At 46.8% G+C, this 20,520-nt stretch carries 15 protein-coding genes; 13 read left to right on the top strand and 2 right to left on the bottom strand.

Annotated elements, in window-relative coordinates; genetic code table 11:
* Nucleotides 1–6 precede the first annotated feature (6 nt).
* Nucleotides 7–927: a nickel ABC transporter permease gene (gene nikB / locus ACFX4H_RS13750; protein ID WP_034304259.1), complete on the bottom strand. Its 921-nt coding sequence runs from the start codon at nt 925–927 to the stop codon at nt 7–9.
* A gap of 12 nt (nt 928–939) precedes the next feature.
* The gene (gene nikC, locus ACFX4H_RS13745) at nt 940–1,842 is read right to left on the bottom strand and encodes a nickel transporter permease (protein WP_063590113.1); all 903 of its coding nucleotides are present in this window, start codon (nt 1,840–1,842) and stop codon (nt 940–942) included.
* Between the two features lie 210 nt (nt 1,843–2,052).
* On the opposite strand from nikC, the gene ACFX4H_RS13740 reads away from it, so the two are divergent.
* From ACFX4H_RS13740 to ACFX4H_RS13680, 13 genes are all read left to right on the top strand, one after another.
* Complete coding sequence (locus tag ACFX4H_RS13740; RefSeq protein WP_377435628.1) at nt 2,053–3,609, top strand: glutathione ABC transporter substrate-binding protein; 1,557 nt, start codon at nt 2,053–2,055, stop codon at nt 3,607–3,609.
* 65 nt (nt 3,610–3,674) lie between these two features.
* Entirely contained in the window at nt 3,675–5,189 is a 1,515-nt protein-coding gene (locus ACFX4H_RS13735; protein WP_377435627.1) for an amidohydrolase family protein, read from the top strand.
* A complete protein-coding gene (locus ACFX4H_RS13730) occupies nt 5,186–6,685 on the top strand; it encodes a chlorohydrolase family protein (RefSeq protein ID WP_377435626.1) in 1,500 nt (499 codons plus the stop codon). Before ACFX4H_RS13735 ends, ACFX4H_RS13730 begins: the two co-directional genes overlap by 4 nt.
* A 100-nt stretch (nt 6,686–6,785) precedes the next feature.
* Nucleotides 6,786–8,351 carry a glutathione ABC transporter substrate-binding protein gene (locus ACFX4H_RS13725; RefSeq protein ID WP_377435625.1) on the top strand — a complete coding sequence of 522 codons (1,566 nt, stop codon included), beginning with the start codon at nt 6,786–6,788 and terminating at the stop codon, nt 8,349–8,351.
* Between the two features lie 423 nt (nt 8,352–8,774).
* A complete protein-coding gene (locus ACFX4H_RS13720; protein WP_377435624.1) occupies nt 8,775–10,022 on the top strand; it encodes an amidohydrolase family protein in 1,248 nt (415 codons plus the stop codon).
* 24 nt (nt 10,023–10,046) lie between these two features.
* Nucleotides 10,047–11,297 carry an amidohydrolase family protein gene (locus tag ACFX4H_RS13715; RefSeq protein WP_377435623.1) on the top strand — a complete coding sequence of 417 codons (1,251 nt, stop codon included), beginning with the start codon at nt 10,047–10,049 and terminating at the stop codon, nt 11,295–11,297.
* Between the two features lie 27 nt (nt 11,298–11,324).
* Complete coding sequence (locus tag ACFX4H_RS13710; protein WP_377435622.1) at nt 11,325–12,572, top strand: amidohydrolase; 1,248 nt, start codon at nt 11,325–11,327, stop codon at nt 12,570–12,572.
* A gap of 223 nt (nt 12,573–12,795) precedes the next feature.
* On the top strand, nt 12,796–13,002 hold the full coding sequence (locus ACFX4H_RS13705; RefSeq protein ID WP_241635469.1) for a hypothetical protein: 207 nt from the start codon (nt 12,796–12,798) through the stop codon (nt 13,000–13,002).
* A complete protein-coding gene (locus tag ACFX4H_RS13700; RefSeq protein ID WP_377435621.1) occupies nt 12,999–14,294 on the top strand; it encodes a uracil/xanthine transporter in 1,296 nt (431 codons plus the stop codon). Before ACFX4H_RS13705 ends, ACFX4H_RS13700 begins: the two co-directional genes overlap by 4 nt.
* Nucleotides 14,295–14,695: 401 nt before the next feature.
* The gene (locus tag ACFX4H_RS13695) at nt 14,696–14,935 is read left to right on the top strand and encodes a hypothetical protein (RefSeq protein WP_377435620.1); all 240 of its coding nucleotides are present in this window, start codon (nt 14,696–14,698) and stop codon (nt 14,933–14,935) included.
* A gap of 25 nt (nt 14,936–14,960) precedes the next feature.
* Nucleotides 14,961–16,904 (top strand): putative thiazole-containing bacteriocin maturation protein, encoded by a 1,944-nt coding sequence (locus tag ACFX4H_RS13690; protein ID WP_377435619.1) that lies wholly within the window; start codon nt 14,961–14,963, stop codon nt 16,902–16,904.
* Complete coding sequence (locus ACFX4H_RS13685; protein WP_249599284.1) at nt 16,901–18,844, top strand: TOMM precursor leader peptide-binding protein; 1,944 nt, start codon at nt 16,901–16,903, stop codon at nt 18,842–18,844. Before ACFX4H_RS13690 ends, ACFX4H_RS13685 begins: the two co-directional genes overlap by 4 nt.
* Nucleotides 18,845–18,867: 23 nt before the next feature.
* The gene (locus ACFX4H_RS13680; protein WP_034304236.1) at nt 18,868–20,436 is read left to right on the top strand and encodes a SagB family peptide dehydrogenase; all 1,569 of its coding nucleotides are present in this window, start codon (nt 18,868–18,870) and stop codon (nt 20,434–20,436) included.
* Nucleotides 20,437–20,520: the final 84 nt, after the last annotated feature.

The raw sequence follows: 20,520 nt of genomic DNA, 5'->3' as shown, positions 1-20,520 counted from the left end.
ACCTCCTTAGTTCAAGTCTATTCTTTTGTTAAAGTACCGATAGAGGACATCCACTGCCAAGTTCATGAATACGAAGATGACGGAAGCGATGAGGACCCCGCCTTGGACCATCGGCAAATCCCTCGTCCTGATTGCATCGACTATCAATCTTCCAAGTCCATTGATGGCAAAAACGGACTCTGTCAATACCGTGCCGCCAAGGAGTGCACCGAACTGGAGGCCAACGACGGTAATGACGGGGATGAGTGCATTTTTCAGGCCGTGTTTATAAATGATGATATATTCTTTCAATCCCTTGGCTCTCGCGGTCCGGATGTAGTCCTGGCGAACGACTTCAAGCATGCTCGACCTGGTCATCCTGGCAACGATGGCCGCTCCGCCGGCCCCAAGGGTTATGGCTGGTAGAATCATGTGGCTGAAGGTTCCCCAACCTGAAACCGGAAACAAATGAAGGTTCACGGAAAAGAAGTAGATAAGCATGAGGCCCAGCCAAAAACTAGGTAACGAGATTCCCAATAAAGCAACGATCATGATGGAAATGTCAGCTGCCGAGTATTGCTTGGTGGCCGAGATGATTCCTGCGATCATTCCAAGCACAACGGTTATGAATATGCTGGCAAGTGCCAGTTCAAGGGTGATGGGCAAGCGGACCATGATTTCGTCCAAAACAGGGCGGCTGCTGCGGAGTGATTCCCCAAAGTCACCTTGAACGGCATGAAGGACATAGTCAACGTATTGATAGAGGATTGGACGATCCAAGCCAAGTTCATGCCGCAGCGATTCAATCGTTTCTTTAGTCGCTCCTTCACCTGCAAGCAGTGTTGCCGGATCTCCCGGGACCATTTGCATGATGAGGAAAACAACAAGGCTTACTCCCAGTAATACCGGTATCGTTTGAAGTACCCGCCGGATAATGAATACGAACATTTTCTCTCCTCCTTATTTTTTCATTCTTGGATCCAGGGCATCTCTAAGTCCGTCCCCGAAGATGTTGAAACCAAGTACCAGTGTTGATATCGCTATCCCTGGAAACAATGCGATGTGGGGGGCACTGAACAAATAATCCCGTCCGCTGCTCAGCATCGCTCCCCATTCTGGTGAAGGCGGCTGGGCTCCCAGTCCAAGGAATGACAATCCGGCTGCCGACAGAATGGCCGTTGCCAGACGTAATGTAGCTTGTACGATGACGGGTGATAGAATATTCGGAAAAATATGTTTGCATATGATCGTGAAGTCAGTCGCTCCCAATGCACGAATGGCATCGATATATTCCAGCTTCCTGACTGACAGTGTGGAACCGCGTACAATCCGGGCAAACATCGGTATCGAAAAGACTCCGACCGCCACCATAACATTGATTAAACTCGGACCAAGGGCACTAATGATCGCAAGAGCAAGCAGTATTCCCGGGAAAGCCAGCAGAACATCGACAATCCTCATAATGACGGTATCGATCCATTTTCCGTAATAACCAGCTGCTAACCCGAGGAGTATGCCAATGAACGCCCCGAAGAAAACAGAGACAAACCCAACCGTTAATGAAAGCCGTGTTCCATATAACAATCTGCTTAAAATATCCCTTCCCTTATCATCCGTACCCATCAAATGTTCGGCTGATGGAGGCTGGAGTTTGTTGACCAAATCAATTTCATAGGGATCCTGCGGTGAGATCAAAGGGGCAAAGATAGCCAATAAAATATAAAAAAGTACGATGTACCCGCCTACCAATGCCAATTTATTTCGCTTGAATTTTTTATAAAAGGCTTTCCAGTGTCTTAGTTTCGGAGATTTTCTTTCTTTTACATTCAATTCGGTATTATTGATGACGACCTCTGGCTTCATTGGATTTCCTCCTTTTCTTTCATTCAATTTATTCAAAAAAAGGATTGAAGTAAATATGATGCGGAAAAGCAGTAAAGATAATTAAAAAAAGAGTAAAGATTCTGAAAATATAAAATTCGGTTTTTTTTTATAATTTACAGTAAGCCCGATGTACTCATAGCTGTAAGTTACTTGGAGAAACAAAGGCAGGTTGAAAAGGGAGGAAATAGAATGAGAAAAGGTATGATTGGGTTGCTTTTTGCTTCTTTATTGGGCATCTCATCCGTTTTATCAGGGTGTGCATCAGAAGAAACCGGCAGTAAGGAAACAGTAGAAAAAGCGAAAGAAGGAGGTACGCTGATCGTCGCGCGCTTATCTGACGCGACCACACTTGACCCCCATTTCATAACAGACATTCCATCTGCAAACGTCGTTTATGAAAAGGTTTATCAAACATTGGTCGTTCCTGACAAGAACATGGATCCTAAACCGCTGCTCGCAAAAGAGTGGAAACAACTGGATGATGTCACTTGGGAGTTTAAATTGCAGGAGGGAGTCAAATTCCATGATGGAGCTCCATTCAATGCCGAAGCGGTGAAAACCAATTTCGACAGGATACTGGATCCGGCAACAGCTTCTCCGCAGGCTGGTAAATTGGAAATGATCAAGGAAATTAAAGTGATTGACGAAACGACCGTACAATTCAAGCTGAAATATCCTTATGCTCCGCTGTTATCGATTTTAGTGAGTAATGAAGGAAGCATCATCAGCCCTAAAGCGATTAAGGAAAATAGTGACAAACTCGGGCAAAACCCCGTTGGGACAGGTCCATTCGTTTTTAAATCGTGGAAGCCTGGTGAAGAAATCGCCCTTTCGAAAAACAAGGACTATTGGGGGGATAAGCCTAAGATTGATGGGGTGGTATTCAAGGTGGTCCCTGAAGATGCCACGAGGATTGCGATGATTGAAACGGGTGAAGCGCATGTGACCGATCAAGTGCCAGTGACGGAGATTGATAGGATCGAAGCGTCGGGCACGATGGATTTATATCGCACGGAGGGACTTGCCGTTGAATACTTAAGCTTCAATGTTAAGAAGAAGCCCTTTGATGATGTAAGGGTCCGTAAGGCGGTCGCTCATGCCATCGAGGTCGATTCCATCATCAAAGGGGTTTATAACGATGTCGGCACGAGGGCAAATTCAACAATGAGCCCAAAGGTGTTTGGTTATGATCCGGATATAAAAGGCTATGACTATGATATTAATGAATCGAAGAAGCTCTTGACTGAAGCGGGGGTCAAGGATGGTTTGGAGTTTACCCTGACGACGAGTGACCGTAAGGAAAGGATCAATATGGCCGAGGTGATTCAATCCCAGTTAAAAGGAATTGGAATTAAGGTCAAGATTCAAGTCCTTGAGTATGGGGCTTACATTGACGCGACAGCCAAGGGCGAGCACCAGGTATCGATAGGCGGCTGGGGCAATGCTACCGGTGATGGAGATTATAATCAATTCAATCTTTTCAATAGTAAATCCCAAGGTGCTGCGGGAAATAGTTCATTCTATAGCAATCCGGAAGTGGATAAATTGATTGAAAATGCACGTAAAGAATCGGATGGCGATAAACGTAAGGAACTATATTCGAAGGCACAGGCAATTGAAAGAGAAGAAGTTCCATATGTTCCTATCCGTAACTATGAACACTTGGCCGTATATGGCGGGACAGTTAAAGGGCTTTGGCTGAATCCGGCAAATTATTTAATGCTTGATGACGTAACCGTGAAGTAGGAATTCATCACAAAAGGAAGGCAGCATAAGGATGTTATGCTGTCTTCTCAATTAGGAGGGAAAGTATGATAGATTTACTGCTAATCCATGGGACCGTCATTACCATGGATCAAAACAGGAGAGTTCTGCAAGATGGCGCCGTCGCCATACATTTAGGAAGGATTTTAGCCGTAGATTCGACCGAAAAACTCAAATCGAAGTATGAGGCAGTAAAAGTCATCGATTGCAGCCATCAGTGCATATTGCCCGGATTGATAGATGTTCATGGGCATGGGGGACATTCCATGTTCAAAACGATTGCCATGGAGAATATTGATTTTTGGATGCCGATCATGACGAATACGTACAAGCATTTTGTAACGGATGACTTTTGGTATTACGAAGGAAAGTTATCCGCCCTTGAGAGATTGAAGGCTGGCGTGACGACTGGGGTGAGCGTGTTAGGATCCATGCCGCGGTCCGATGAACCGATTTTCGCCATCAATCATGCAAAAGCATATGCCGAAGTGGGAATCAGGGAAGTGGTATGCACGGGTCCTTGCAATCCTCCATGGCCCCATTCATTCAGCCGATGGATCGATGGAAAGAGAGTGGTAAAGGAAGTTACCTATGAAGAAGTATTACAGGGGGCGGAAGCGGTAATCGAGGCGCTGAACCATGCAAATGAGGACCGTACGAGAGCCTTCATTACACCATTTGTCATCGTTACATCGGTGGATCCCTCCAATCCGACATCTCCTGACAGGCTTTATGGGCTGAATGACCATGACCTGTATCAAGCGAAGAAAATAAGGGAGATTGCCAGGAAGTATAACACACGCATTCACTCAGATGCCTTTGGCGGGATGATCCATTTAGCGATACAGGATAAGGAAAATGCCCTATTGGGTCCGGATGTCCATTTACAGCACTGTCGGGGCATTTCCTTCGATGAGGCAAGAATACTGGCAGAAACAGGTACCAACGTCAGTGCATCACCTGGATTTGGCCAGGTTCATGCCCGTACCCCGATAACTGAATTATTGGAAATGGGTGCAACTGTGGCAATCTCCACGGATGGGACGTCCCCTTCCACAAGTTTCGATATGTTCCAGGCAATGAGGAAAACACAGTTCGTTCACCAGGCCGCCCTTAGGGACTACTATTATTTACCGCCAGGCAAGCTGTTGGAAATGATCACGATAGATGCTGCGAAATGCATTGGCTGGGATGATGAAATAGGCTCCCTCGAGATCGGGAAAAAAGCGGATGTCATTACGGTCAATCTTCATCAGCCTCACCTGACCCCTGAATTCATGCATGTTCACCGGCTTGTATTTCAAGCTGTGGCGAATGATGTGGAGCATGTCATCGTGGATGGGAAATTGATCATGGAAGGCAGGAATGTACGGACGGTCCATGAAAGTACAGTGCTTGATGAAGCGAATGAGGAGGCCTTTTCAACGATAAAGCGTGCAGGGCTCGAAAAGTATATGCAGCCGACTAAATATTTCTGGGGCCATGCCAGGGCCTATGTAGATGAAAAGCGATATGACGAACGCGAAGACGCTGCCGCGAAAAGTGAAAGGGGAATAAGATGAAAACCAAACTTAAAGGAAGATATGTAATCGGGTATGACGGGTGCGATCATGTCATATTGGAAAACGCGGAGATCGTTTATGAAAAAGACACGATTTTGTATGTCGGAAAAAATTATCCAGAAGAAGTGGACGAGGTAATGGATGCCGGTAATGCGATTATCAGTCCCGGGTTCATAGATTTAAATGCATTAGGGGACATTGACCATGATATTTTACATTTTGAAGCCGGTGCCGACAGACAGAAAAACCTTCTTTGGTCGGAGAATTATATAAAAAGCGGACATCCCGAATTAATGACCAAGGAAGAAGAAGCTTTTAAATCACTATATGCTTATTCACAGCTCATACTGCATGGCGTGACGACGGCGATGCCCATTACTTCCGTCTTTTATAAAAGCTGGGCTGAAACCTATGATGAATTGGCAGCTGCCGCAGAACATGCCGCTGGCTTGGGATTAAGGATTTACCTTGGCCCAAGTTTCCAATCAGGAATGAGAGCCGTCCAGCCTGACGGGAAAATCAAACTGCATTGGGATGAAAAAGCCGGTGAAGCGGGGTTACGGAAAGCGGTCGAGTTTGTGGAAAAGTTCGATGGAGCCCATGAAGGCATGGTCAGGGGGATGCTTGCTCCAGAACGAATTGAGTCTCAAACGGCCGATCAATTAAAACAGATTAAATACTACAGCGAAAAATTGAATGTACCCATAAAGCTTCATGCTGCACAAGGAAGCTTTGAATTCAACACCATCTGGGAAGCCCATCATGTTACACCGATCAGATATTTGTATGACCTTGGATTTCTCGGTCCAAGAACAGGGATCCCGCACGCCCACTTTATTTCAGGATACAGTAAAGCGAAATATGGCCAGGGTGATGACTTGGCGCTGCTTGCGGAAACGAATACAACGGTGATCCATTGCCCGCTGATCATCGGGAGGCATGGGGAGGCGTTAGAGTCCTTTGCCAAATATAAACGGGCTGGGATCAATATAGCCCTTGGAACGGACACATTCCCTCCAGATATGTTCCAGAACGTCAGGACAGGCAGCATGCTCTCACGGCTGGCGGCAGGAGAAACGGAAGGCTCTGTCTATGCCGATTTCTTTCGGTCAGCCACACTGGATGCGGCCGCTTTTCTTGGCAGGAACGATCTAGGACGCATCGCTACGGGGGCCAAGGCGGATATCATCGCGATTAACTTGGACGGTTTCCATATGGGGGTAATCGATGATCCGATTCGAACGATGTTCGCAAGCGGATCCGGGAGGGACGTTAAATTATCGATCATCAATGGAAAGGTGGTCATGAAGGATCAAATAATCCCCGACCTTGATTTAACGGAAATCAAATATAAGGGGCAGCTATATTTCAATAAGATGAGAAGAGGCTATATGGAAAGGGACTATCAGGAGCTTCCCGAGAAAGAATTGTTTAAGCCATCATTCAAGGTCGTGGAATCGATAAGCGATACAGAAGCCATTTGTAAAAACAAGTAAAGAAAATGAAAAACATAGTAAAGATAATCGAAAAAAATAGTCAGAATATTTCCTATAATTAGATAAATATTCAAAAAATGAAATTGGGAGGTAGAAGACCATGGGGGTAAAACGTGGGGCAGGAAAGCTTTTTCTAGTCATGATCATGGCTATCATCATTACAGGCTGTTCTTCTAACAATGACGTAAGCACAACAGAAAGTGATCCGAACAAAGCATCAAACGGAGGGGGTACATTGGTTATTGCCCGCTTATCCGATGCTGAGAACTTGGATCAGCAGTTCATGTCCACGATTAACGCCGCTAGCGTCACTCACCATAAAATCTATGAAGGTCTTGTACAGCGGGATGAGAATAGTGAGATACAGCCAATGCTGGCAGAAAAATGGAAGCAAATAAATGACACGACCTGGGAATTCAAGCTTAGGGAAGATGTAAAGTTTCATGATGGCACACCATTTAATGCAGATGCGGTAAAGAAGACGTTTGATCGACTATTGGATCCGGCGGTCGCTTCTCCCAGAGCGGTGGTATTCGATATGGTGAAAGAGGTGAAACCGGTTGATGAATTTACCGTGCAATTCATCCTGAAGGAACCTTTTTCCCCTCTCCTTTCCATATTGGCGAATCACGAAGGCGGAATCATCAGTCCGAAAACGATTGAAAAGTATGGCAAAAAGATTATCCAGGAACCGAATGGAACCGGCCCTTTCGCTTTTGATTCATGGTCCCCAGGCCAGGAAATCACATTGACGAAAAACGACAGCTATTGGGGAGACGAGCCAAAAGTGGACAAGGTCATCTTCAAGGTCGTCCCGGAAGACTCCACGAGGATATCGATGATAGAAACCGGTGAAGCACATATCGCCGAGCCGCTTCCTGTAGCGGTCATGGACCAGGTGGAATCATCACCGGCAATGGATGTTTACCGCAGTGAAGGGTATGGTACCGAATATTTAGGCTTTAATGTCAATAATGAACCGTTCAATGATGAAAGGGTCCGTAAAGCCATTGCCCATGCCATTGAGATGGACTCGATTATCAAGGGTGTCTTCAATAATGTGGGAGTAAAGGCGAACTCCTTGATGGGCTCTAAAGTATTCGGGTACAACGAAGATCTCGAAGCCTATGATTACAACTTAAAGGAAGCGAAGAAACTGATGGCCGAAGCTGGATATTCAAAAGGCTTGGATGCGACCATCCTGACAATGGACAGTAAAGAAAGAGTCAACTTGGCTGAGGTCCTGCAATCCCAACTGAAAGGGATCGGGATTAATTTGAAAGTGCAGGTCATGGAGTACGGTTCATTCGTGGAACAAGTGAATAAAGGACAATCGGAAATGTTCATCATCAGTTGGAGAAACGCGACCGGGGATGCTGATTATAATCAATATAATCTGTTTCATACGGAATCACAGGGAGCGGCAGGTAACACATTCTTTTACAGCAATCAAAAGGTTGATCGTTTAATAGATGCCGCCAGGAAGGAAAAAGAAGAAGGGAAACGCAAAGAACTATACGCAGAGGCACAGGAAATCGAAATGGCTGACACCCCGTACATTCCTGTAAGGGTCATAGAAAATGTTGCTGCAGTAGCCAAAGAAGTAAAAGGATTTTCAATCAGCCCTTCAGGTTACCTGGAGATAAATGACGTAACGATCAAGTGATGCAGTGTGTTGAGGAAAGGGGTTAGGAGTCCGAATGGGGGGAATGGATAATTCCTGTAATCCTCATGGGAAGAGATTTGCGACACTCCTGCCGAATTACTGGCTGGCCGAGACCCCACAGGCGCAAACGCCGAGGGCGGACCGCCCGCGGAAAAGCGAGTGCCTAGAGTGGAAATCAACGTCTACAAAAGAAAGACAGTCGATCTCTGAAATCAATTGAACGTTTCAAATACTGCAGGCAAACTGAGTTTCATCGAGTTGTTTTACAGTCTGAAAGGGTTCATCCATTAGGGTGAGCCTTTTTCTTTGGCACAATAAGTAAAAATAACATAAAAACGAGTAAAAATACTGAAATTATTTGTTGATCTTTAAAACTATAATAAAAGTGATGCATAGTCAATCTGGAATGAAAGGGTGAGTGTAATGTCTCAATCGTATTGGTTAACGAATGTCCGCTTGGAAAATGGTTTTACTTATAATGAAAATGAAACGATCACCGGCACTGAAACCGGCAATTACCACATCAAGATTGAAAGTGGGAAAATTTCTTCCATTTTATCGGCGAAGGAATCGATAGCGGATCAGTATCCGCAGCATGATGTTCACGGCCTTCTGATGGTTCCCTCGTTTAAGGAAATGCATATCCACATTGATAAAACGTACTATGGCGGTCCATGGAAGGCTTGCATGCCTGCCATTAATGGCGTGAAAACCAGGATAGAGGAAGAGCAGGTCTTGCTGCCCGAATTATTGCCTACCGCTAAAGTCAGAGCAGAGAAAATGCTCGATTTATTATTGAACTTCGGATCTACCCATATACGTACACATTGCAACATCGACCCCGTCATAGGACTGAAGAACTTGGAAGCGACCATTCAGGCACTGGAAGGCTATAAGGATAAATTGACGTATGAGATCGTCGCATTCCCACAGCATGGACTTTTACGCAGCGATTCCGTTCGGTTAATAAGGGAGGCCATGAAGAATGGGGCGAATCTGGTAGGAGGCGTGGACCCCGCCACCATTGATGAAAACATAGAGCGGTCACTTGAAACGATCATGGATATCGCAGTTGAATCCAATTCCGATATCGATGTTCATTTACATGATCCGGATCACCTTGGCCTCTTCACCATGCAGCGACTTGCTTCACTTACGGAAGACGCAGGCTGGCAAGGAAGGGTCACGGTTAGCCACGCCAGCGGGTTGGCAGATCTTTCAGTCCCGGAGGCTACGGGCATAGCCGAAAGGTTTTCGGAAACAGGAATATCGATTACATCCACAGTGCCGATCTTCAGAACGATCCCCATCCCCCTGCTTCATGAAAAAGGGGTGAAAGTGGAATTGGGTAATGACAGCATCACTGATCATTGGACACCATTTGGCATCGGGGACAACCTGGAAAAGGCCGGTCGCCTTGCAGAGAGGTTTCGCATGATTGATGAACGTTCCTTAGCGAAAAGCCTGCAATTCATAACAGGAGGGAAGACCCCATTAAACCAAGACGGGGTCAAGGCATGGCCTAATGTCGGGGATGAGGCGAATATCGTTTTGCTTGAAGCCAGCTGTTCAGCGGAAGCGGTGGCTAGAAGGGCGAAGCGTGCTGCTGTCATCTTCAGGGGCAATGTTGTTAGCGGATCCATTTCATCTTTTGAGACGACAGGTGTTTAATCTTTTAATAAAGAGAGTGATTGGATGAATGAAGCATACTGGCTTACAAACGTTACGCTTGATAGTGGATTTGTTTTTGAGAATGAACGAATTGATCGGACGAAAACAGCTACATACAACATGTATATAAAAAATGGGATCATAGAGGATTTGCAATTGGCTTCAACTATGCCTTTGAAAACGGATGGTCCTGTTCACGACGCGAGAAAGCTGCTTGCACTTCCTCCTTTTAAAGAGATGCATAACCATCTGGACAAGACGTATTTAGGACTGCCATGGAAATCATGCACTCCGGTTCCGAACTTAATCGAACGCTTAAAATTAGAAGCAAAAGAGCTTGCAGAACTGGCTGAAACTGGACAGCTCCGGGCTGAACGGATGCTTCAACTATTGTTAAGCGGCGGGGCAACGCATGTTAGGACGCATGTAAATATCGATCCATACATTGGTATGAAGAACTTGGAAGAGATTCAACGTGCCCTATATCGTTTCAAAGGGAAAATGACATACGAGATCGTGGCTTTCCCGCAGCACGGACTGCTAAGAACGAATTCAAAAGGGTTGATGAGACAAGCGATGAAGGAAGGGGCGTCCTTGGTGGGCGGCCTGGATCCTGGCGGGGTGGATAATAATATAGAAGCTTCCCTGTATGAAATGGTCGATTTGGCTGTTGAATTTGATGCAGATATTGATATTCATATACATGATCCCGGTCACCTTGGTTTATATACGATCAAGAAACTGGCTTCTTTGATCGATGAAGCAGGATGGAAGAACAGAGCGGCCATCAGTCATGCTTTTGCACTTGGTGATGTTGCAATAGGAGAATCAAATGAACTGGCCAGTGAATTATCAAACCTGGGGATAGCGATCATGTCTACAGTTCCGATCAACCGGGTCATGCCCCCGATTGATTCACTGCATGAGAAAGGTGTCCATGTTGCTCTCGGTTGCGATGGCTTTTACGACTCCTGGTCCCCATTCGGTACTGGGGATATGCTGGAAAAGGCAGGCCGATTGGCTGAGAGGTACAACTGGAAGGACGAGTATGCATTGTCTCAATCGCTCCAATTCATTACGGGCGGAGTCAAGACATTGGACGATGAAGGAAATCGTTTATGGCCGAAAGCGGGAAATGACGCAACTATGGTTTTTGTGGATGCATCATGTGCTGCCGAGGCAATTGCCAGGAGATCGACGCGGGCTGCGGTCATGGTCAATGGAAACCTGGTATACGGCGGACTTGATCGCGAATTTGCCTTGAAGTCGAATTGAAGATATGGTTCAAGAAGGGAGAAGATCATGAATAGAATCTATTGGTTAAAGAATGTTCGTTTGGAATGTGGGTATCGGAAAGAGAATGAAAGAGTTACAGGAACGATCACCGGGTTATTTCATCTGTTGATGGAGGATGGCAGGATCACGAAGATTATCAAAGATGGGGAAGCCATACGTGATGATTTACCAGTGGAAGATGCAAAAGGATTGCTGGCGGTACCATCCTTCATTGAAAAGCATGTCCATCTTGATAAGACACTGATGGGGGATGTTTGGAGAGCGTGCACTCCTTCTTCAAGTGTCATTGAACGCTTTGAAAATGAGAAGAGGGTTCTGCCTTCCATTGCAACAAGCACATGTAAACGTGCAGAATCTTTACTGGAAATCCTGTTAGCTTCTGGCTCTGCACATATACGGACTCATGTTGATATTTATCCGGAAGCGGGCTTGCAAAACTTAGAGCAAGTTCAGCAGGCGCTTGCTGGCTATTCCAATCGACTCAGTTCAGAAATCGTCGCATTTGCGCAGCACGGTTTGCTGCGGTCCGGCTCTGTCAAGCTTGTCAGGGAGGCATTGCGGAACGGAGCAGGAATCGTCGGGGCGGTGGATCCGGCCACAGTCGATAACAATATTGAAGCATCGCTCGTGCAATTGATGGATTTAGCAGTGGAAGCTAATGCTGATGTGGACTTGCATTTACATGATCCCGGCCATCTGGGCACGTTCACCATGAAACGTTTGGCAGCTCTGACCAAGCAAGCGGGCTGGGAAGGAAGGGTGGCATTAAGCCATGCGTTCGGCATCGGGGACGTATCCAGGGAAGAAGCCTATGAACTGGCTGACATTCTTAGGGAGGCGGGGATTTCCATCGTCACCAGTGTCCCGATCAACAGGCAGATGCCCCCTGTTGATTTATTACATGAAAGAGCGGTTGAAGTATCAGTAGGAAATGATAATATCTTTGATGTATGGTCACCTCTTGGGAATGGTGACATCTTGGAGAGGGCAGGAAGGCTCGCAGAACGTTTCAAATGGATTGATGAAGTCTCGCTTTCCCGGACACTCGGATATATAACTGGCGGAAAAACCCCATTGGATGATAAGGGTAACCAGGTATGGCCGAAAGTTGGGGATGCCGGAAGTCTGGTGTTAATTGACGGAAGCTGTTCTGCAGAGGCAGTTGCCAGGCGTTCGGAACGTAAAGCGGTCATTTACAAGGGGAACTTGGTTTCCGGTTCACTATATAAACAAAAGCAGTCCATTGAACGGTAGGACTGAACCAAAAAAGGATTTCTGGATATTTCCGGATTTCCTTTTTCGTTTTTGGCGGCTTCCGTGTACTTTTATTTACAACTGTTATATGCTGTGGAAGTGATTTTTTTTGGCTATATGAATTAGCCCTCCCAGTCTTTATCATTATTATATTTTAAAACGCTCTGTTTGCCTGCCTTGCATCCTTTATCCAAGCAAACAAATTAGCAGGGAGCCGCAGTCTTTGTTACTATTATTGGGAACGTTATCATTTCTCATGCATCTGCAAAGGTCATATGACATAAATCATGTGTCCAGCAATGCAGCAGCGGACCATCCGGGACCGCGTCTATTAACATGGTGCTGTCCTTTCGCCATTTTCAAGGGAAGGACAAGTGAAATTCACCATGAGTTTGAAAAGTATCATGTTCAAAGGAGATGGAATCTATGAAAAGTTGGAGATCTTCTGTGACTCTATTTTCTTCTTTTCAATGGTTGTTTTTTATTTTTGCAAATACGGTAGTTGTGCCCATATCGATTGGCGCAGCTTTTGATCTTCCTCCCAATGTTACGGAAATGACCATGAGAAGCTCGCTCATTTTCACCGGGATCGCTTGCGTGTTTCAGGGGTGGAAGGGGCATAAGTATCCGCTTATGGAAGGTCACTCCGGTCTATTGTGGGGAGTGATGCTTAATTTAGGTTTATCTGCACCATCCTTAGGGCTCAGTTATGCTGAGATAGGAGGGGGCATAGCTACTGGCCTCATTGCCGCTGGTGTCGTGACCCTCATTATTTCTGCCTTCAACCTGATATCTCATGTCCAGAAGATTTTCACTCCCATGGTCATGACGGTTTATTTATTCCTTTTGACATTCCAGCTCATTTTTGTCTTCTTTAAGGGGATGCTGGGGATTACGGAGAATGGCGAAATCAACATCCCGGTCAGTTTCCTATCAGTGGGGATTGTACTTCTAGTCAGTATATTAAAAATAAAAGGACCAAGGACAATAAGCAATTTCTCCATATTGATCGGGATTATAGTGGGATGGATTTTTTACGAGCTGCTATTTCCGGAGGCCGGGGGAGAAATGGGATCGACGGGTGCCGCTTTTTCATTTTTCCCATTAGGCACTCCAAACCTTCAATTCGGGATCATAGCGATTTCCTTTTTTGCAGGATTGCTGAATTTGTGCAACACGTTCGCTTCCATTCAGGCTGCATCGGAATTAATCGGTGATGAAGCTGAACACAAGCAGTATCGAAATTCTTTATTCATGACTGGCGGATTTACCATTTTCGCTCCGCTGCTTGGCCTTGTTCCTTATACACCTTTTACTTCATCGATTGGATTTTTGCAGAGCACCCAAATCTATGAGCGGAAGCCCTTCTTGCTTGGAGGCATGTTATTGACCATAATCGGGCTCATTCCCCCTTTCATTTCTTTCCTGGCCACGATGCCGATAACAGTCGGGAATGCAGTATTGTTCGTTGCGTACCTTCAGCTGTTCGGTACGGCTTTCAACAGCGTCAAGGGTCAGAATTTCACTTCAGACACGATATTCAGGCTTGCCGTACCAGTATTGATTGGCGTGAGTTTGATGAATGTCCTGCCTACTGCATTTTCGAACCTGCCCGCGCTATTACAGCCCTTTTTGACGAATGGGCTCATAATGGGAGTATTGATATCAATCGTGCTGGAAAAATCGGTCAACTGGACTCGTTATGAACAACTGCATAACTAATGGGACTTTGATTGAAAAGGCTATACATAAAGGGAAACGACAATGCTAATTGAAGAGGCGATCATGAAAACCGGAAGGGTATTACCCTTCCGGTTTTCTGTTTTTTCATTGGAAATGGGCGTTGTAATCAGTAGCAATACCCAATCCCCTTACATATTTTGTTGGAGGGAGTATTTGATGTGCTGTTCATTCCCTGACCATTTCGTTTCGAGTTCCTGTTTTAAGATTTGCCCTATTAATTAATACACGGAGGTTATATAAGATGTATGAATTTCAAAATCAATTGCAAAATCTGAATGTCGATGATTTCCAGGTGACTCAGCCAGTTCCTTGGGAGCAAAACCAGTATAGTTTGGATGATTCGTCCCGGCAATTCATAGGTGTGGGCGGCTTTGGTTGTTTTGGCTGTTTCTTGTGCTTTGGCTGCTTTGGCTGCGGCGGTCGCTGTGGTGGATGCGGACGCTGCGGCGGATGCGGCGGTCGTTGCGGACGTTGCGGACGTTGCGGACGTTAAGGTTTCAGGTCTTCTAAAGAAAAGTCCCTGCGGTGCAGCAGGGACTTTTCTTTACTTTATTAGACATAAGAGACAAATTGTCGTACATAGGATTGAAGTGAAGTACTGTGCTAAAAGCGGTACTTAGAATGCATCGGGTTAGGAGGAGCGGAATGGTGAATTTAACCCCTTCTATGCGTTTGAAAGTGAAAAGGGATACGTTTTTTCTTCCGGAACCAAACAGAGGTGTGTATTTCAGGAATAACGTAAGTTCGTTCCGTATGGAGGGCACCTCGATCGTTCAGTGGATTGAAAAGTTATTACCGATGTTCAACGGGAACCATACATTAAGCGAGTTGACGGATGGATTGCCTGGCCCATACCGGAACCGGGTGATGGAAATTGCCGAGGTTTTGTACGGGAATGGGTTTGTTCGGGATGTAAGCCAGGAGAGTCCCCATCAATTAAGGGAACAAGTTCTTGAAAGGTATGCTTCGCAAATCGAATTCCTGGAAAGCTGCGGCGATTCGGGGGCTCACCGTTTTGAAACTTATCGAAAGAAAAAGGTGTTGGCCATAGGCTCTGGCCCGCTGTTCCTTTCATTGGTGTCCTCCCTGATCGAATCCGGATTGCCTGCTTTCCATATCTTCATTACGGACACGGTACCGACCAATAGAAAAAGATTAAACGAGATCGTGGCACATGCGCGTAAGACAGACGACGAGGTTGCCATAGAGGAGGTCATGCTTGAAAAGGGAACAGAGATTGAATGGCGGGGGATCGTGCGGCCTTTTGACTCGATCTTATATGTGTCACAGGAGGGTGATATAGAGGAATTAAGAGAACTTCATTCGGTTTGCAGGCAAGGGGAAAAGATCCTGTTTCCTGCGTTGATCATCAATCAAGTAGGCATGGCTGGACCGCTCGTCCATCCGGATTCCAAGGGGTGCTGGGAGTCAGCGTGGCATCGTTTACATCAAGCTGAGCTGGAAAAGAATCAGGCATCATCTTCTTTTTCCTCCACAGCCGGAGCGATGTTAGCCAATATAATGGTATTCGAATGGTTTAAAGACGCTGCAGGCGTTACGACAGCAGAACAAGCCAATCAATTTTATCTGTTGGATATGGATACATTGGAGGGAAAATGGCACCCGTTCATTCCCCACCCTGGCGTGACGGGTAAAGGGACTGCTGCATGGATTGAAGATTTTGAACGGCGGCTTGAACAGAATTCGGACCCGGTTGAACCGGGGAAAGTATTTATGTATTTCAGCCGGTTGACATCCGCGGAATCCGGTATCTTTCATCGTTGGGATGAGGGGGATTTAAAACAGCTGCCGCTGGCTCAATGCCGCGTTCAGGTCGTGGATCCGCTATCGTCCGGTCCGGCCGGACTCCTGCCCGAAATCATCCGTTCAGATCTGACGCATGAGGAAGCGAGGAGGGAAACCGGTCTTGCAGGAGTTGAAGCATATGCATCCAGAACACTCAGCCAGCTCGTTGCGACTCTTCCTCCTCTTCAGGGAGCAGATGAAATAAAGGAATCGATCGGTGTCGGTGCTGGGGAAACATTTGCTGAATGTGTCTGCCGTGGATTGCAAAGCAGTTTGGAAACGGAGTTTTTAAATAAGCGGTTCAACCAGGAGAAACTTGTGACGGTGCAGTTGGATCAAGTGGAAGATGAGCGCTGCAGGTATTATTTACAAGCACTGACCCGGCTGCAGGGAGATCCGATCATCGCCTTGGGTGAGGGAGTGTCAGGTTTCCCGGTAGTTTGGGCAGGAACGAGCGATGGCTGGTCCGGAGCTGTCGGTTTGAATGTAACGATCGCATTACGGAATGCATTGCAAAAGGCTGTCATGAAAGTCCAAAACCAGACCGTTTGCCTTACAGCTCCCGGTTTAGTGGCATCGCCTGTTCTTGAAGAAGAAAAGGTGAATCTTGTGATTCCTTCATGCGGGGTGAAAGGGAATTCCGAACTGGTACAGTCCGCCATTCAAGTCTTGAAGAAGAACAGTAAGCGAATTTGTGTTTTCGAATTAAATCTGGAACTTCTCTTGAAGGAAGAAATGGCAGGAGTGTTCGGGGTGTTTTTGCGAGAGGGGGAATCAGGGTGAAAACTGACGTATTGGTTGTCGGGGAAGGAGTGTTGGCCGACCATGTTCATGGGGACCTGTCCGGCCAATATCAGGTGAATCGCCAAACCGATTTCGAGGCAGGAATTCCGCAAACGACGGCGATGGTCCTTCTGCTGCAAGATGCTTGGAATCCCGCTGTCCATGTAAAGGCGGAAGAGGTGATAGGGCAAGCGGGCATTCCATGGCTGCGGGGGTTCGTATCATTTGGAGAGGGAGTGGTAGGGCCGTTGGTGCGCCCGGGTGTTCCTGGCTGTTCACAGTGTGCGGACCAAAGGCATCTCATGGCCGGGCGTGATCGAAAAGAAATGTGGGGAATCCGCCAGCAGCTGGAGGCAAATGGGGGGATGGAGCGTGATCCGGCGGCATCCCGCACTGGCCTTTTACAGATGGCACACTTGATTTGTGCAGAGGTAAGGAAGGTGATGAAAGGAGAGCGCGCCCGTTCGGAGGGGCATGTATCTTTAATCAGCCTGAAAACGCTGAATGGTTCGTGGCACTCTTTTTTACCAGATCCATTGTGTCCGGTTTGCTCAACATTACCTGATGACTCGAAGGAGCGTGCTAGGATTTCGTTGCAGCCAAGTCCGAAAATCAGTCCCGACAGTTACCGAACACGTTCAATGGATGAGCTGAATGAATTGCTGGCCAAGGATTACTTGGACCACCGCACAGGTTTCCTGAATAATAAAATGATAGACCTTGTGCCGCCATTTGCCGATGTAAGTGTTAATTTACCTTTATTCATAGGCGATGAGGGGGCGGCTGGCCGGACTCTTTCATATGCGGTCAGTGAGATGACGGCCATATTGGAGGGATTGGAAAGGTATTGCGGAATGGAGCCCCGCGGTAAACGGACAGTCATACATGACAGCTACAACAACCTGAAAGATTCTGCGCTCGATCCCACCAGGATCGGGGTGCACTCGAAGGAAAATTACGCACAGCATGATTTCCCGTTTCAACCATTTAATCCCGACCGCTCGATAGATTGGGTATGGGGCCACTCATTCTTGCAAGAGAGGCCGATCTTGGTCCCGGAGTTGCTTTCGTATTACAGCTTGGGCTGCGGTCATGGATTTGTCTATGAAACTTCCAATGGCTGTGCTTTAGGGGGAAGTATGGAGGAGGCCATTTTCTACGGCATCATGGAAGTGGTCGAACGTGATTCGTTCCTGCTGACCTGGTATGCGCAGCTGCCGCTCACACGCCTTGACCCTTATTCTGCAAATGACAAAGAACTTGAGCTGATGATTGACAGGGCGAGGGCGGCAGCGGGATATGATATCCATTTGTTTAATGCGACAATGGAACATGGTATACCGAGCGTATGGGCGCTGGCGAAAAACAGGAAACAAAAAGGATTGAATATAATCTGTGCGGCAGGGGCCCATCTCGACCCGGTCCGGGCTGTGAAAAGCGCAGTCTTCGAGTTGGCCGGCATGATGCTGACACTTGACGATAAATTGGAAGAGAACCGGGATGAGGTTGAGAAAATGCTGCAGGATTCGTCACTGGTACGGAAAATGGATGATCATGGCATGCTGTACGGTTTACCGCAAGCCGAAGAGCGACTGCAGTTTCTGCTGGATGATGACCGCCCGATGCGAACTTTCGCTGAAGAATACGGGGAAAAGGTGAACCATCCGGACTTGACGGAAGATTTGCAGGAAATCCTTCAGGCGTTTCGCCGATTGCAACTCGAGGTGATTGTGGTGGATCAGACGACACCGGAAATTGCACGGAATGGATTACATTGTGTGAAAGTCCTGATCCCGGGGATGCTGCCGATGACATTCGGCCATCATCTTACCCGCATAACGGGGCTTGAGAGAATACTGAGGGTTCCGATGGAACTTGGATATGCTGAACGGCCGCTTGATTTCGAACAGCTCAATCCGCATCCGCATCCTTTTCCATAAGCGTTGACGTAGGAGGTTGGAGGATGAGTCTAGAGGCATTTTTGCACAATTTACATTTTGATATCGAAAAGGCAAGTCCGCCGGATTGGGAAGTGGATTGGGATGATGCACCGCTAACGTATAAGCTTTACCGTGACTTGCCTGTTTTTCCGCTATCACTGGAGGTGCCGCTGACGCTCGAGGGGGGAAGCGGGCCTTCAAAGCAGGATCTCGAAGAAATCGGTCATTTCCTCTGGTATGCCTATGGCCTGACCCAAGTCAGTCAGGTACCGAGATCCTCGGAATCTGAGGACCTCATGCAGTCATTCCGGCGCTTTCCGCCATCAGGGGGGGCTTTGTATCCAAGCGAATTGTACGTATATTTGAAGATCGAGGGATTACCTGCTGGCGTATACCATTATGATGCGGCACACCACCGGCTGGTTTTGCTGCGGGAAGGGAATTTCGATTCATATGTAACAAAGGCTCTTGGTGGAACCATTGATATGTCCGCTTGCTTTGGCACGGTTTTCGTATCGACGATGTTTTGGAAAAACTTCTACAAATATAATAACTTTTCATACCGTCTGCAAGGTCTTGATGCAGGCGTGCTTCTTGGACAGTTGCTCGAAGTGGCGAAACGCTTTGGAATCGCTGCCGGGGTGTGCTTCCAATTCCTTGATCGGGCCATCAATCATCTGCTCGGGCTTTCGGAGGAGGAAGAGAGCACGTATGCGGCGATCCCCTTATCATCAGAGCCTTCTTGGAGATTTAGGGAAGGAAGGAGTATGGACCGACCTGTCACTTCGACGGAATTATTACTGGAATTGAAGGGAATTCAGCCTGAGCACTATGTTCGGTCGCAAAGGATCAAGGAATTTCCGATGCTGACCAAAATGAATGAAGCATCCATGATCGAATCCACCCAATCATTCCGGCGGATCCATCCAAAGAATGGGGCGGAATCAGAAGGGAAAATTATAGCCCTTCCTATCGTGAAACGGTTGTCCTATGACTTGGCATCAGTTTGCCGGAAGCGCTTCTCACCTGAAATGGACTTTGTGCTCGGGAAAGTCAGTCAATCGCAACTGGCCGCTCTCCTGCAGGAGGCAACCGCTTCGTTCTCCTATCGAAATGACTTGGATGGAACAAACGGGAACAACGGAAATCGCGTTTCCCTCTATGCTTGTTTATATAATGTGGAAGACATACAAGATGGTGCCTACCATTATGACAGCACCACACATTCATTACGGCAGATACAACCAGGAGATCATCGGCTCCTATTGCAATACGGAATGTCCCTCGATATCATGAACTTTCAGCAAGTGCCGATCTGCATACATGTAGTGGGTGAGCGGGACCATTCCAAAACGCAACTTGGATATAGAGGATACCGCATCCAGCAAATGGAGGCGGGGATGCTCGTTCAGAAATTACTGCTGGCATCGTCAGCCCTTGGAATGAATGGGCACCCGCTGCTCGGCTTTGATGTGAATATGTGTGATGAGCTTTATAAGATAGACGGTCCGCAAAGGAAAACGAGCCTGATTCAAATCCCTATAGGACCCTATCTGAATCGCCCTTGGCTGAAGGGGAGTCTGCATAGTTGAAGAAGATGAAACGAAAACCTCCATTTCATTTAAGCAATGGAGGCTTTCATTTTTATATTGCAGTATGGCAGAGTGCAATAATCT

The organism is Peribacillus sp. YIM B13477 (assembly GCF_042787955.1).
GTDB classification, from domain to species: Bacteria; Bacillota; Bacilli; order Bacillales; family DSM-1321; genus Peribacillus; species Peribacillus frigoritolerans.
This window is presented reverse-complemented; position numbering and strand designations above follow the sequence as displayed.